Annotated in this window: 14 protein-coding genes; 4 read left to right on the forward strand and 10 right to left on the reverse strand. The window is 76.0% G+C overall.

Annotation, left to right across the window (positions count from 1 at the left end; genetic code table 11):
- Nucleotides 1–67 precede the first annotated feature (67 nt).
- The 10 genes from FHX32_RS35470 to FHX32_RS28265 all read right to left on the reverse strand — a co-directional run bounded on the left by FHX32_RS35470 (nt 68) and on the right by FHX32_RS28265 (nt 8,705).
- Nucleotides 68–238 carry a hypothetical protein gene (locus FHX32_RS35470; protein ID WP_486481373.1) on the reverse strand — a complete coding sequence of 57 codons (171 nt, stop codon included), beginning with the start codon at nt 236–238 and terminating at the stop codon, nt 68–70.
- Nucleotides 239–437: 199 nt separating this feature from the next.
- Nucleotides 438–773 (reverse strand): antibiotic biosynthesis monooxygenase family protein, encoded by a 336-nt coding sequence (locus FHX32_RS28225; protein WP_167189871.1) that lies wholly within the window; start codon nt 771–773, stop codon nt 438–440.
- The gene (locus tag FHX32_RS28230) at nt 773–2,017 is read right to left on the reverse strand and encodes a beta-ketoacyl synthase N-terminal-like domain-containing protein (protein WP_167189874.1); all 1,245 of its coding nucleotides are present in this window, start codon (nt 2,015–2,017) and stop codon (nt 773–775) included. The genes FHX32_RS28225 and FHX32_RS28230 overlap by 1 nt, the downstream gene beginning before the upstream one ends.
- Nucleotides 2,014–3,288, reverse strand: coding sequence for a beta-ketoacyl-[acyl-carrier-protein] synthase family protein (locus FHX32_RS28235; RefSeq protein ID WP_167189876.1), 1,275 nt, complete (start codon nt 3,286–3,288; stop codon nt 2,014–2,016). The genes FHX32_RS28230 and FHX32_RS28235 overlap by 4 nt, the downstream gene beginning before the upstream one ends.
- Nucleotides 3,289–3,402: 114 nt before the next feature.
- On the reverse strand, nt 3,403–3,807 hold the full coding sequence (locus FHX32_RS28240; protein WP_167189879.1) for a cupin domain-containing protein: 405 nt from the start codon (nt 3,805–3,807) through the stop codon (nt 3,403–3,405).
- Nucleotides 3,800–4,540, reverse strand: a complete 741-nt coding sequence (locus FHX32_RS28245; RefSeq protein WP_167189881.1) for an SRPBCC family protein — start codon at nt 4,538–4,540, stop codon at nt 3,800–3,802. Before FHX32_RS28245 ends, FHX32_RS28240 begins: the two co-directional genes overlap by 8 nt.
- Nucleotides 4,537–6,099, reverse strand: coding sequence for an acetyl-CoA carboxylase biotin carboxylase subunit (locus tag FHX32_RS28250; protein WP_167189883.1), 1,563 nt, complete (start codon nt 6,097–6,099; stop codon nt 4,537–4,539). Before FHX32_RS28250 ends, FHX32_RS28245 begins: the two co-directional genes overlap by 4 nt.
- Before the next feature lie 10 nt (nt 6,100–6,109).
- Nucleotides 6,110–6,661 carry an acetyl-CoA carboxylase biotin carboxyl carrier protein gene (gene accB / locus FHX32_RS28255; protein WP_167189885.1) on the reverse strand — a complete coding sequence of 184 codons (552 nt, stop codon included), beginning with the start codon at nt 6,659–6,661 and terminating at the stop codon, nt 6,110–6,112.
- Nucleotides 6,658–8,370 (reverse strand): acetyl-CoA carboxylase carboxyltransferase subunit alpha, encoded by a 1,713-nt coding sequence (locus FHX32_RS28260; RefSeq protein ID WP_167189887.1) that lies wholly within the window; start codon nt 8,368–8,370, stop codon nt 6,658–6,660. The genes accB and FHX32_RS28260 overlap by 4 nt, the downstream gene beginning before the upstream one ends.
- Complete coding sequence (locus tag FHX32_RS28265) at nt 8,367–8,705, reverse strand: TcmI family type II polyketide cyclase (RefSeq protein ID WP_167189890.1); 339 nt, start codon at nt 8,703–8,705, stop codon at nt 8,367–8,369. Before FHX32_RS28265 ends, FHX32_RS28260 begins: the two co-directional genes overlap by 4 nt.
- Nucleotides 8,706–9,129: 424 nt before the next feature.
- On the opposite strand from FHX32_RS28265, the gene FHX32_RS28270 reads away from it, so the two are divergent.
- The 4 genes from FHX32_RS28270 (at nt 9,130) to FHX32_RS28285 (ending at nt 12,897) form a co-directional block, all read left to right on the forward strand.
- Complete coding sequence (locus FHX32_RS28270) at nt 9,130–9,936, forward strand: BTAD domain-containing putative transcriptional regulator (RefSeq protein ID WP_167189892.1); 807 nt, start codon at nt 9,130–9,132, stop codon at nt 9,934–9,936.
- A gap of 123 nt (nt 9,937–10,059) precedes the next feature.
- Nucleotides 10,060–10,407 carry a TcmI family type II polyketide cyclase gene (locus tag FHX32_RS28275; RefSeq protein ID WP_167189893.1) on the forward strand — a complete coding sequence of 116 codons (348 nt, stop codon included), beginning with the start codon at nt 10,060–10,062 and terminating at the stop codon, nt 10,405–10,407.
- Between the two features lie 15 nt (nt 10,408–10,422).
- Nucleotides 10,423–11,772, forward strand: coding sequence for an FAD-dependent monooxygenase (locus FHX32_RS28280; RefSeq protein ID WP_167189896.1), 1,350 nt, complete (start codon nt 10,423–10,425; stop codon nt 11,770–11,772).
- A gap of 234 nt (nt 11,773–12,006) precedes the next feature.
- Nucleotides 12,007–12,897 (forward strand): hypothetical protein, encoded by an 891-nt coding sequence (locus FHX32_RS28285; protein WP_167189899.1) that lies wholly within the window; start codon nt 12,007–12,009, stop codon nt 12,895–12,897.
- The last annotated feature ends 44 nt before the right edge of the window (nt 12,898–12,941 follow it).

A 12,941-nucleotide genomic window follows, 5' to 3' on the forward strand; every position in this document is an offset into this window, starting at 1 on the left:
GGGCGCCGGCGAGGTCGTGCGGACCGTTCGACCTGGGCAGCCCGACGGACCCGGCGCGCGGTTGGGGTCAGGACACCGGTGGCAGCACCACCCGGGCGGTGCGCCGCTCGCCGTCCATTGCGCGCATCGCGCGGGCCAACGTGCCGGCGTGCAGTTCCGTCTCGCCGCGCTCACGCATCAGCTCGGCGACCGCGGCGATCGCCGTCGCCTCGGCCGCCAGGGCCCGCGCGGCGACCACGCAGCCGAGCGGGTCGAAGTGGCCGCTGTCCCGGGCCGGGTTCAGCGGGCGACCAGGTCGACGATCCGCAGGTACCGCTCGACGAGCTCCTGCTCGGCCCGGGTCAACGCGGGCAGGTCACGTTCGCTCATCCCCGCAGCCTGCCACCGGATCGGACGGCCGGCCGCCCCGGCGCCGCCGACGACGCGGCACCGAGGCTTCAGGCCGGGCTCTCGGCCGCGGTCCGGGAGTGGGTCTGGGCGTGGATGTGGAAGCGCAGCGACCGGGCGTCGGTGAAGCACTCCCGCATCGGCCGGACCAGGTCGCGGTGCTCCGGGCTGCGTTCCCACCGCTCGAAGTCGGCCAGCGCCGCCCACTCGCTGGTGATCAGCCACTGCTCCGGGTCGGTGGCCGAGCGGCAGACCTGGTCCACCAGGTGCCCGGGCACCCCGCCGGCGACCTGGTGGCGGATCTGCTCGTACGCGGCGAGGAACGCCTCGGTGCGGGCCGCCGGCACCCGCACCAGGAAGACCACCCGGGCCCGTTGGTCGGTCATCACGCCACTCCTTCCACCGGTGCCGCGCCGCGCAGCACCAGAGCACTGTTGAAGCCGTCGAAGCCGCGTGCGCAGACCACGGCGGTCCGGCTCGCCGGCCGCCGGTGGGTACGCAGGAAGTCCAGCTCGCAGCCCTCGGCCGCCTCGTCCGGCGCGGCCGACGCGGGCAGCGTGTCGTGCCGGAAGGCGAGCAGCGCGGTCGCCACGTCCACCGCCGAACCGCCCTGGTGGGCCCGGCCGGTGAGCGGCTTCTGGGTGGTCACCGGCGGCGGGCGGGTGCCGAAGACGGCGCGCAGCGCGGCGGCCTCGGCGCGGTCGTAGCGGGGCACGCCCAGCGCGTCGGGCAGCACCACGTCCACCTCCGCCGGCTCGACGCCGGCCCGGTCCAGGGCCAGCCGGATCGCCCGGGCGTACTGCCGCGGGTCGCCGGCGCCGTCCGGTCCGGTGTGCACGCCGTCGTGGGTGGCGCCCCAGCCGGTCACCTCGCCGTAGATCCGGGCGCCCCGGGCCAGCGCCCGCCCCAGCTCCTCCACCACGAACACCGCGCCACCCTCGGCCGGCAGGTAGCCGCTGGCGGCGACGTCGAACGGCCGGTACGCCCGCTCCGGGTCGGCGACGTCGCTGAGCAGCCCGGAGCGCAGCTGGCAGGCCAGCGCGTACGGGCTCAGCGGGCACTCGGTCGCGCCGGCGATCACCACCGGGGTGCCCCGGCGGATGGTGCGTACCGCGTGCGCCAGGCTGTCCAGGCCGCCGGCGGACTCGGCGGCCAGCACCCCGCACGGCCCCTTGAACTGGTGGTGGATGGAGAGCTGGCCGACGCTGGCCGCGTAGAACCAGGCGATCGACTGGTACGCCCCGACGGTCCGCGCCGGCGACCCCCAGAGCCGTTGCAGTTCCCGCTGCCCGAACAGGTTTCCACCGGACGAGCTGGCCAGGGTGACCGCCCACCCGTACGGGTCGGGGGCCCGCTCGGGCAGCCCGGCGTCGGCCAGCGCCAGCCGGGTGGCGGCGAACGCGAGATGCGTCCACCGGTCGGTCTGCACCAGCCGGCGGTTGTCGGCGTGCGCGGCGCCGTCGAAGCCGGGCACCTCACCGCCGTACCGGGTGGGATAGCCGGCCGGGTCGAAGAGGGTGATCGGCCCGGTCCGGCGGGTGCCGGCGAGCACGGTCCGCCAGTGCGCGTCCGCGCCGACGCCGCTCGGCGCCACCACGCCGATCCCGGTGACCACGGCCCGGGCGGTCACGCCGGCACCGTCCGGGGCAGCCGGCGGAACACCATGGCGGACTGGAAGCCGCCGAAGCCGCTGCCGACCGAGAGGGCCACGTCCACCGGCAGCTCGCGGGCCTCGTTCGGCACGTAGTCCAGGTCGCACTCCGGGTCCCGGGTGGCCCAGTTGGCCGTCGGCGGCACCACGCCGTACTCGATGGCCAGCGCGCAGGCCGCCATCTCGATCGAGCCGATCGCGCCGAGCGAGTGCCCCACCATCGACTTGATCGAGCTGACCGGCACCCGGTACGCGGCCTCGCCCAGCGCCCGCTTGAACGCCGCCGTCTCGTGCCGGTCGTTCTGCCGGGTGCCGGAACCGTGCGCGCTGATGTAGGAGACCTGCTCCGGGACGATCCGGGCCTGGCCCAGCGCGGCGCTGACCGCCAGCGCCATCTCCACCCCGTCCGGTCGTAGCCCGGTCATGTGGAAGCCGTTGCTGCGGCTGGCGTAGCCGGCCACCTCGCAGTAGACGTGCGCGCCGCGCCGCCGGGCGTGTCCGGCCTCCTCCAGCACCAGGACCGCAGCGCCCTCGGCGAGCACGAAGCCCCGCCGGTGGGCGTCGAACGGCCGGGAGGCGTGCGCCGGGTCGTCGTTGTCCGGGCTGGTCGCCTTGATCGCGTCGAAGGAGGCGACGGTGACCGGGGAGATCGGCGAGTCGGCGGCCCCGGCCAGCACCACGTCCGCCTCGCCGTCGACGATCAACTGGTGGGCGTACCCGATGGCGTCGATGCCGGAGGTGCAGCCGGTGGAGACCACCTGGGCCGGGCCGTGCAGGCCGTGCCGGCAGGCCACGTCCGCGACCAGGCTGCTGGGCACCAGCGCCTGGTACAGGTACGGGCCACCGCGGGCGTGGTCGACCAGCCACCGGCGGCCGGTGTCGCTGACCCGCACGTACTCCTGCTCCAGCGCCATGGTGCCGCCCACGGCGGTGCCCAGCACCACCCCGGCGTGGTCCCGCTCGGCGTCGGTGAGCTCCAGACCGGCGTCGGCGACCGCCTCCGCGGCGCAGGCCAGCGCGAACTGCACGTACCGGTCGGCGCGGCGCCGCTCGGCGTCGGTGAGCCCGGCGGCGACCGGGTCGAAGTCGCACTCGGCGGCGATCCGGGACCGGAACGGCGACGGGTCGAAGAAGGTGATCCGGCGGGTCGCGGTGCGCCCCTCGGTGATCGCCTTCCAGAACCGGTCCCGGGTCACGCCGCCCGGTGCGACCACCCCGATGCCGGTCACCACCGTGCGGCGCCCGCTCACGACGCCACCCCGGTTCGCGACTGCGGGGCTCGCAACCCCGGCTCACTCCTCGCGCTCACGACGCCACCCCGGCTCGCGACTGCGGGGCTCGCAACCCCGGCTCACTCCTCGCCCTCACGACCCGCCCCGCTGCTCGACCAGCTCGGTATCGACGTGCCCGAGCTCGGGTCGGGGTGCCAGCGGCCCGAGGTGGAAGACCACCTCGGCCGGCTCGTCGCCGGTGTTGCGCAGCCGGTGCCGGACGTCGACCGGGACGAGCAGCGCCTCCCCGGCGGCCAGCGGCACCGGCCGGTCGTCGAGGTCCACGGTGATCGCGCCGCGGCACACGTACAGGAACTCCTCGCTGTAGGGGTGGTAGTGCTCGGCGATCCGCTCCCCCGGCGCCAGCGCCGCCACCCCCATGAAGCCGGAGGTGCTGCCGACCGTCCGCGGGCCGAGCAGGACCCGCAGCTCACCTCCGCGACGCCGGTCCGGCGGTACGTCCCGCGCGGCGACCAGCCGCAGTGTCTGCTCACTCATCGTCGCCTCCACTCGGCTCGCCGGTCGGCGTGCCGCCGTCGCGGGCCAGCCGTTCGACCCGCTCCTTGATGACGGCCAGCTGCACCGCGCTGTTGGCGTTGATCCGGTCGGTCATGCCGGCGTTGTCGACCGGGGCGCTCGGCTTCATGGCGAAGTCCTGCACCCAGGTCATCCGAGTGCCGCCGGGCTCCTCGGTGTAGCGCCAGTGGATCCGCATGTACTCGAACGGCCCGGTCTCCACCCGCTGCGCCCGGACCTGCCGGGTCGCCGGGTCGGCGGTACGCTCGCTGACCCAGCTCCAGGCGATCCCGTTCTCGTCCGGGTGCATGGTGAGCCGGAACCGCACGGTGTCGCCGTCGCGGTGCAGGATCTCCACCCGGGCGTACTCGGTGAACAGCTCGGTCCAGCGGGCGACGTCGTTGGTGACGTCCCAGACCAGCGGCAGAGGCGCCGCGATCAGCACGCTGTTCTCGGTGTGCCCCGGCGGTTCGGCCCGGCGGGCCACCAGCTCCGCCACGGCGGGGATGCTCAGCTGGGCAGCCTGTTCCGGGATCTGCACCTGCCAACGGTCGGCGACCACGGCGGAGAGCTCCAGCAGGGCCAGCGAGTCCATGCCGAGCTCCTCCAGGGACGCGGCCGGCGCGCGGGCGGCCGCATCCGGATCCAGTCCACAGTGCGCCACCAGGATGTCGGTGATCTCGCCGGTGAGCGGACGGCCATGGGTGACGGTCATCGGGTCCTCCTGTGCGGTCGGTCGGGCGGGCCGGCGGGCCCGCCGGGGCGGGCGGCGTCGGGCGGCCGGGTGGCCGGCGGATCGGCGGGTACGCCGGGCGGGCGGGCGGTGGGCGGGTCGCCCGGCCCGGCCGGCCGGCGCGCGGCGGGTGGGCGGGTCGCCGGCGACCTGGTCGGCGACCCGGTCGGCACGGCCGGCGAGGCCGGGTTCCGGGCGGCGAGCAGCCGGTCGACCAGGCCGGTCGAGTAGCGCCCCTTGCGGAACCCGGGATCGTCGAGCACCCGGCGGACGAACGGGATGGTGGTGCGCACCCCGGGCCCGGCGATGTCGAACTCGTCGAGGGCGCGCTCCAGCCGGTTCAGGGCCAGTTCCCGGTCGGGCGCCCAGACCGCCACCTTGGCCAGCAGCGAGTCGTAGTACGGGCCGACCAGATAGCCGGGGTGGCCGTGGGTGTCGACCCGGGTGAACGGGCCGCCGGGCGGGACGAACCGCTCCAGCCGGCCGGGGGTCGGGGCGAAGTCGCGGTCCGGGTCCTCCACGTTGACGCGGCACTCGACCGCCACTCCGTGCGGGCGGACGTCCTCCTGCCGCAGCCGCAGCGGCACTCCGGCGGCGATGTGCAGCTGCTCGTGCACCAGGTCGATTCCGGTGATCATCTCGGTGACCGGATGCTCGACCTGGATCCGGCAGTTGATCTCCAGGAAGTGGAACCGCTCGTCCGCGTCGACCAGGAACTCGACAGTACCGGCGCCGGTGAAGCCGACGTCGAGGGCGCCGCGCAGGGCGGCCGCCGCGATCGCCTCCAGGGTGGACGCGGTCAGCGCCGGCGCCGGTGCCTCCTCGACCAGCTTCTGGTGCCGGCGCTGCACCGAGCAGTCCCGGGTGCCCAGGTGCACGCCGTTGCCGTGCTGGTCGCAGAGCACCTGCACCTCGACGTGCCGGGCGTCGGTGAGGTACCGCTCGACGTACACCCGATCGTCGCCGAAGACGGCCTGCGCGGCGGCGCGGGTGCGCGCGTACGCCCGGGGCAGCTCCGCCGGGGTGCGGACCACGGTCATCCCCCGCCCACCGCCGCCGGCCGCGGCCTTGACGATCACCGGGTAGCCGACCTCGGCGGCCACCGCCACCGCCGCGGCGGCCGTCGGCACCGGCCGTACGCTGCCCGGCGGCAGCGGCAGCCCGGCCCGGCGCATCAGCGCCCGGGCGGACGACTTGTCGGCCAGCTCGGCCATCACCCGCGGCGGCGGGCCGATGAAGGTCAGCCCGTTCTGCTCGCAGATCTCGGCGAAGTCGGCGTCCTCGGAGAGGAACCCGTAGCCGGGGTGCACCGCCTGCGCGCCGACCTGCCGGGCCGCCTCGACGATCGCCGCGGCGTTGAGGTAGCTGCGCCGGCTCTGCGCCGGCCCGATCCGGACCGCCTCGTCGGCGAGCCGGACCGGCGTCGAGTCGGCGTCCGCGCTGGAGTAGACCACCGCGGTCCGCACCCCCAGCTCGCGGCAGGCCCGCAGCACCCGCAGGGCGATCTCGCCCCGGTTGGCGATCAGCACCTTCTCGAACATCGCCACCACCTCAGGCCGGTTCCAGGGCGACCAGCGGCTGGTCGTACTCCACCGGCTGGCCGTCGTCGGCCAGCACCTCGACCACCCGCCCGGCCCGGTCCGCGGTCACCTCGTTCATCAGCTTCATCGCCTCGACGATGCCGACCACCTGGCCCGGCCGGACCAGGTCGCCGACGGCGACGAACGGCGCGGCGCCGGGTTCCGGGGCGCGGTGGAAGGTGCCCACGATCGGCGAGCGCACGGTGGTCCGGGCCGGCCCGTCCCCGTCCGCGGCCGGCGGCCGCGCCGGGGCGGTGGGTTCGGTCGCCGGCCGGGGCGCCGGCGGCGGACCGCCGGCCGGGGCGGGCGGACCGTGCCACTCCACCTCCAGAACGGTCTGCCCGCTGCGCAACCGGACCCGCCGCACCGGTCCGGCCAGTTCGGCGACGAGCTGCCGGGCCTGCCGGCGCAGCCCGGCCAGCACCGCGTCCACCCGGTCCGGACTCGCGTCGGCCGCCGGCGGGCCGGAGCGGGGCGGCGGGGTGGCCGCGTCCGGCGAGCGCCCGGTGCGGGCGGCGGTCACCGGGCACCCGCCCGGCCGCCGGCCGCGCCGAAGCGTCGGAACCGCTGCCGCCGCCGGCGCACCAGCGTCGCCGGGGCCACCTCCAGCAGCGGGGTGAGGTTGGCCAGCAGGGCCAGCCGCAGCAGGCGGGCGGCCGCCTCCGGGTCGTCCTGCGCCGCGGTCGCCGGCTCCGGCACCACCTCGTCCACCACCCCGAGCCGGCACAGGTCGGGCGCGGTGAGCCGCAACGCGCGGGCCGCCTGCGGGGCCGCCCCGCGGTCGGGCCAGAGGATCGCCGCGCAGCCCTCGGGGCTGATCACCGAGTAGACCGCGTGCCGGAGCATCAGCACCCGGTCGGCGACGGCCAGGGCCAGCGCCCCGCCGCTGCCGCCCTCCCCGGTGATCACCGCGACGACCGGGGTGGGCAGCATGGTCAGCGCCAGGATGTTCTCCGCGATGGCAGCCGCCTGGCCCTGCTGCTCGGCGTCCACGCCGGGATCCGCGCCGGGGGTGTCCACCAGGGTCACCACCGGCAGCCCGAGGCGCGCGGCGAGCCGCATCAGCCGCAGCGCCTTGCGGTGCCCGGCCGGGCTGGCCATGCCGAAGTTGCGGGCGACCAGCTCGGCGGTGGTGTGCCCCTTCTGGTGGCCGATCACCATCACCGGTCGGCCGGCCAGCCGGGCCAGGCCGCCGACCACCGCCGGGCAGTCCCCGCCGAGCCGGTCGCCGTGCAGCTCGACGAAGTCGTCGAACGCCGACTCCAGGTAGTCCAGCGTGGTCGGGCGGCCCGGGTGCCGGGCGGCGCGGACGGTCGCCCAGGCGTCGCCGACCGGGCCGTCGACCGCCGACGCGGAGGTGGCGGTTGCCGCCGGGTCCAGGGCGGCCGGCTGCGACCGGCGTACGTCCGGAGCCGGGTCGGGCCGGCGGGCGGCCCCGACCGCGGCGAGCAGCGCGGTCAGCCGGCTCCGCAGCGCGCGCCGGGGCACCACCATGTCCACCTGCCCGTGCCGCAGCAGGAAGTCGGCGGTCTGGAAGCCGTGGGGCAGCGCCCGGCCGGTGACCTGACGGATCACCCGGGGGCCGGCGAAGCCCATCCGGGCGCCGCTCTCGGCGATCACCACGTCGGTGTTGGTGGCGAAGGACGCCGCCACTCCCCCGTACGTCGGGTCGGTGAGCACGCTGACCGTGAGCAGGCCCGCCTCGCGCAGCGCGGCGACGGCCTGGCTGACCGTGGCCATCTGCATCAGCGACAGGGCACCCTCCTGCATCCGCGCCCCGCCGGAGGCGGTGACCAGGACCAGCGGCACCCGGTCGGCCAGCGCCCGCTCGGCGGCGCGGGTGATCAGCTCACCGACCGCGCAGCCGAGGCTGCCGCCGAGGAACCGGAAATCCATCACCGCGAGCGCGCAGGGATGCCCGCCGATGGTGGCGACGCCGCAGACCACCGCCTCATCCAGACCGGTGCCGGCGCGGGCGGCGGTGAGCCGGTGCGGGTACGGCAGCACGTCGACGAAGCCGATCGGGTCCACCTCGGCCGGGCGGTCGGACAGCGCGGCGAACGAGCCGGGGTCGACCAGCTGGCGCAGCCGGTCGGGCGCGCCGAGCCGGACGTGCGTGCCGCATTCGGGGCACACGTCGAGGTTGCGGTGCAGCCGCTTGCGGTACAGCAGCGTGGCGCAGCCGGCGCAGCGGGACCAGAGCTGCCCCTCCCGGGGCGCGGTGGCGGTCACGACGGCCGTCCGGCGGGCGCGGCGTCGAAGCGGTAGAAGCAGCGGGCCATGGCGTCCCGCGGCGAACGCCAGTCCGGCAGGTACGGCGAGATGTACGGCCGCAGCCGCGCGCTGACCCGCTCGAACTCGGGGTGCCCGCGGGCCGTCTCCACCGCCCCGTCGCCCGGCAGCTCGGTCTCCAGCAGGTGCACGTAGAGGTCGTGCAGCCGGTACAGCGACCGGTGCCGGACCCCGACCAGGCGGGGCAGCTCGGTCGCGTCGGACTCGGCGAAGATCTCGGCGACCTGCGCCTCGGCGGTCGGTACCACCTTCGCGACGATGAGCGAACGGTCCATGGCTGGGCCTCCCCCCACGGCGTCCGGTGCCGGCGACCCCGGGCGGACGCGCCGGACGACTGCCGACACGATGCGCCCGACGGCGTCACGCGGCCGTCACCGGGCATCGCCGCCGGACGACGCGGCGTGGTGACGGTGCGTTGACGCAAGCTGTGTATCCGCTGTCCGTCCGCTGACCGAGGCACCGGCTCTTGGTGACATATTCGCAGTTCAGAGCCGTTCTCACGGTCGACTTCGGGGCGTCGAATCACCGACCAGCGTGTTGACCCAGCGTAGTCGCTATTGATAATCTTCGTCGCGGTCACCCCGGCGGGCGCCGCACGCCGCCGGTGCCGCGGCGGAGCGAGCTCGACAGTGGCGTCACGGTCGGCCGCGCCGGGGACACAGCAGACAGTCGGGACGAGCGTTCCGCAGGGGGTGCCGCGTGGCCGCTGATCCATCCGTGCCGACCGTCGGGGGACGTCCCGGCGCCGGCATCTCGCTGCACCTGCTCGGCGGGTTCCGGCTGCTGCACGCCGACGCGCCGGTGGTGGTGCCGCGCGGCCTGCAGCGGGTCGTCGCGCTGCTCGGGCTGCGCCCCGGAGTGACCCGCAGCAACCTGGCCGGACTGCTCTGGCCGGACGCTCCGGAGGAGCGGGCGCTGTCCTCGCTGCGGACCGCGCTGTGGCGGCTGCGCCAGGACCCGTACTGCCCACTGGACACCAGCGGCGACACGCTGCGGCTCGATCCGGTGGTGCGGGTCGACGTGGACGACCTGGTCGACACGGCCGCCCGGGTACGCGACGGCGACGCCCCCGGCGCCATCGCCGGGGCGCTCTGCGCCGGCCGGCACGACCTGCTCCCCGGCTGGTACGACGACTGGGTGCTGCTGGAGCGGGAGCGGCTGCGCCAGCTGCGGCTGCACATGCTGGAACAGGTGGCGTGCCAGCACCTGGCGGCCGGCCGGCACGGCGAGGCGCTGGAGGCCGCCCTGGAGGCGATGGCCGCCGAGCCGCTGCGGGAGACCCCGCACCGGCTGGTGGTTCGCATCCACCTCGCCGAGGGCAACGCCTTCGAGGCGGTGCACGCCTACTACGTCTACCGGGACCTGCTGCACCGGGAGCTGCACCTGGAACCGTCGGCGGCGATGAGCGCCCTGCTCGCCGACACCCTCGCGCCGATCCGGCAGGCCACCGGCGACGCCCGGCCACGCCCCCGCCGCGACCCGGCCACCCGCGGCGCGACCCGCTGAGCCGCCCGTCATCGCCGGTACGGCGCGGGTGACGGTCGGGTGACAGGGCGGCCGGCAGGGTGGGCGGCACAGGTGTCCGTGGCCGCTCCCCCGAACGGGAGCGCCACCGGGGAGAGGGGTCCCATGAGCCGTCTACTGATCGTCAGCAGGATCATCCCGGGCGCGGAGGGACGGGTGGCGCAGATCTTCGCCGAGTCCGACGCGACCGAACTGCCCACCCTGACCGGTGTCCGGCACCGGTCCCTGTACTGCCTGCACGACCTGTGCGTACACCTGATGGAGACCGCGGAGGTCGACGCGGACGCGCTGGCCGAGGCGCGCAGCCACCCGCTCTACCGGCAGGTCAACGAGCGGCTCTCGGCGCACACCTCGCCGTACCTGCCAACCTGGCGCTCGCCGCGCGACGCCATCGCCGGCTGCTTCTACCGGTGGGACGCGGCGGCGGCGCCCGCGCCGCGACCGGCCGGGTGAGCGGGGCCGATCACGATGGCCACCAGCACACCGCACGTCCTGGTGATCGGCGCCGGCACCGGAGGGCTCTGCCTGGCGCACGGGCTGCGCCGCGCCGGGATCAGCGTCGCCGTCTACGAGCGGTACCGCACCCGCGGTGAGGGGCTGCTCGGCTACCGGGTCGGCATCGGCCCGACCGGCAGCCGGGCGCTGCGCGAGTGCCTGCCGCCGGAGCTGTTCGACACCTACCTCGCCACCTGCGCCCGGTCGCCGCGGTACTTCAACGTGATCAGCCAGCGGATGCGCCAGACCGCGTCGTTCGAACTGCGGCCGGACACCGACCCGGTCGACACCGAACGCTCGGTGGCCCGGATGACACTGCGCCAGGTCCTGCTCACCGGGATGGAGGACGTGGTGCATTTCGACAAGACCTTCACCCGCTACGAGCAGCGCGACGACGGCACCGTCACCGCCCACTTCGCCGACGGCAGCACCGCCACCGGGGACCTGCTGGTCGCCGCGGACGGCACGCACTCGGCGGTGCGCCGCCAGTACCTGCCGCACGCGGTCACCCGGGACGCCGGCACCATCAACATCGCCACCCGGATCCCGCTCACTCCGCACACCCGCGGCCTGCTGCCAGAACGGATCCGGCGGGGGATCTCGCTGATCTTCGGCGCCGGCGGGATGATGGGCGTGCTGCACGTGATGGAGTTCAGGTGGGACCGCGACGGCACGGTGAAGCCGGAGGTCAGCGCGGCCGACGCGGCGGTGCTGGCTCGCTGGCCGGGGCTGGCGCACGACCCCACCCGGGACAACATCAACCTGGTCATCTGGAGCACCGCCCGCCGGTTCCCCGCCGACGTCATGCGCCGCCGCGGCGAGGAGCTGATCCGGCTCGCCCTGGACCTCACCCGCGGCTGGCACCCGAACCTGCGCGAGCTGCTGGCCTGCGGCGACCCGGACAGCGCCCTGCCGATCAGGGTGAGCACCTCGGAGCCGGTGCCGCCGTGGAAGAGCAGCACCGTGACGCTGCTCGGCGACGCCATCCACACCATGACCCCCGGTCGCGGGGTCGGCGCGAACACCGCCCTGCGCGACGCCGCCCTGCTCTGCCGGCAGCTCAGGCTGGCCGCGGCCGGCGACAAGACGCTGGTGCAGGCGGTCGCCGACTACGAGACGGTGATGGTGCCGTACGGGTTCGCCCGGGTCGCCGACTCGCTGAACCGCAGCGGCACCAACGGCGACGACCGGATGTACCACCCGCTGTTCGGCCGGCTCGCGCTGCTCGGCGCCCGTGGCTACTTCACCGTCACCAGCCGGGTGCCGCGGCTGCGCCGCAAGTTCGTCGATGACTTCTACACCTATCGGGGCGAGGAGGACTGAGCACCGTCCCGTCACGACCCCGGCGCCCGGCGGCGCCGGGGTCGTCCGGCTGCCCGCCGCGACGGCGCGGCCGGCCGCCCCGACACCGTCCGTCGCCCGTCGGGCACCCCCGGTACGGCCCGTCCCACCGGCACGGTCGGTTGCCGAGCCTCCCTGTCCCCCGGATCGCGCGTGTGCGAAGCTGCGGCGAGTTTTTCTCGCGAGATTCCGACGTGAACGAGAGGGAGGTTTGCCGTGGCGTGGTCTTTCGGGCACTGGCTGATACTGATCGTGGCTCTGCTGGTGGGCCTGGCCGCCGGCTGGGTGCTACGCGGCCGGCGCGACGCAGCGACCGCCGGCTCGCCCAGCATGGACGGTGACGCCGCCGGCGGCATGACGGCCGTGCTGGCCGAGCCGGCACCCGCCGCCACCACCGACACCGTACGGCCCGAGGCGACCGTCGACCCGGCCCCGGCCGCGGTCGCCGAGCAGCCCGCGCCGGTCGACACCGTGCCGGCCCAGCCCGGGCCGGCCACCGCCGCGCCCGACACGGTGGACGCGGCGGACATGGCGCTCACCGACGCCCCGGCGTCCACGCTCGACCCGGTCGCCGACCGGGAGCGGGCCGGTGCCGGCGAGCCGGCCGAGGCGGACGCCGCCCTGGTGACGGAGCTGGCCGCGCGCGACGGTGAGGGCGGGCCCGAGGACGAGGTGCCGGTCAGCGTGCCCGACACCGACCGTCCCGACGGCGACGAACCGGCCGTGGTCGCGCAGCGCCCGGAGCCGGCCGCCGAGCGGGCCGAGGACGTCGCAGCGGCCGAGCCGCCCGCGCGGCCCGCCGTCGCCACGCCGCCGGTGCGGCCGGCACCCGCGCCGGCCGCCGAGGCCGCCGGGGACGCCGAGCCGGCCGACGACTTCCGCCGCATCCAGGGGGTCGGGCCGAAGATGGCGGCCGCGTTGCAGGCCGCCGGCGTCCGGACCTACCGGCAGCTGGCCGAGCTGGACGAGGCGGGCCTGCGGGACCTCATCCGGGCCGCCGGGCTGCGTGCCGCGCCCGGCCTCGCCACCTGGCCGCAGCAGGCCAAGGTGCTGGCCGGCACGCCGGAGGCGGCGGCCGTCCTGCCCGCCGGCGGAAACGACGCATGACCGGTAGCGGCCCGGCGGTCGGCGAACCGACCGCCGGGCCGCCC

The sequence above is a fragment of the Micromonospora sp. CNZ280 genome (assembly GCF_011759515.1).

What these genes read in the sequence shown, in the direction of transcription:
- FHX32_RS28225 (WP_167189871.1), bottom strand. Translation starts at nt 773, where the DNA reads ATGACCGACCAACGGGCCCGGGTGGTCTTCCTGGTGCGGGTGCCGGCG.
- FHX32_RS28240 (WP_167189879.1), bottom strand. Translation starts at nt 3,807, where the DNA reads ATGAGTGAGCAGACACTGCGGCTGGTCGCCGCGCGGGACGTACCGCCG.
- FHX32_RS28245 (WP_167189881.1), bottom strand. Translation starts at nt 4,540, where the DNA reads ATGACCGTCACCCATGGCCGTCCGCTCACCGGCGAGATCACCGACATC.
- FHX32_RS28250 (WP_167189883.1), bottom strand. Translation starts at nt 6,099, where the DNA reads ATGTTCGAGAAGGTGCTGATCGCCAACCGGGGCGAGATCGCCCTGCGG.
- FHX32_RS28265 (WP_167189890.1), bottom strand. Translation starts at nt 8,705, where the DNA reads ATGGACCGTTCGCTCATCGTCGCGAAGGTGGTACCGACCGCCGAGGCG.
- FHX32_RS28275 (WP_167189893.1), top strand. Translation starts at nt 10,060, where the DNA reads ATGAGCCGTCTACTGATCGTCAGCAGGATCATCCCGGGCGCGGAGGGA.
- FHX32_RS28280 (WP_167189896.1), top strand. Translation starts at nt 10,423, where the DNA reads ATGGCCACCAGCACACCGCACGTCCTGGTGATCGGCGCCGGCACCGGA.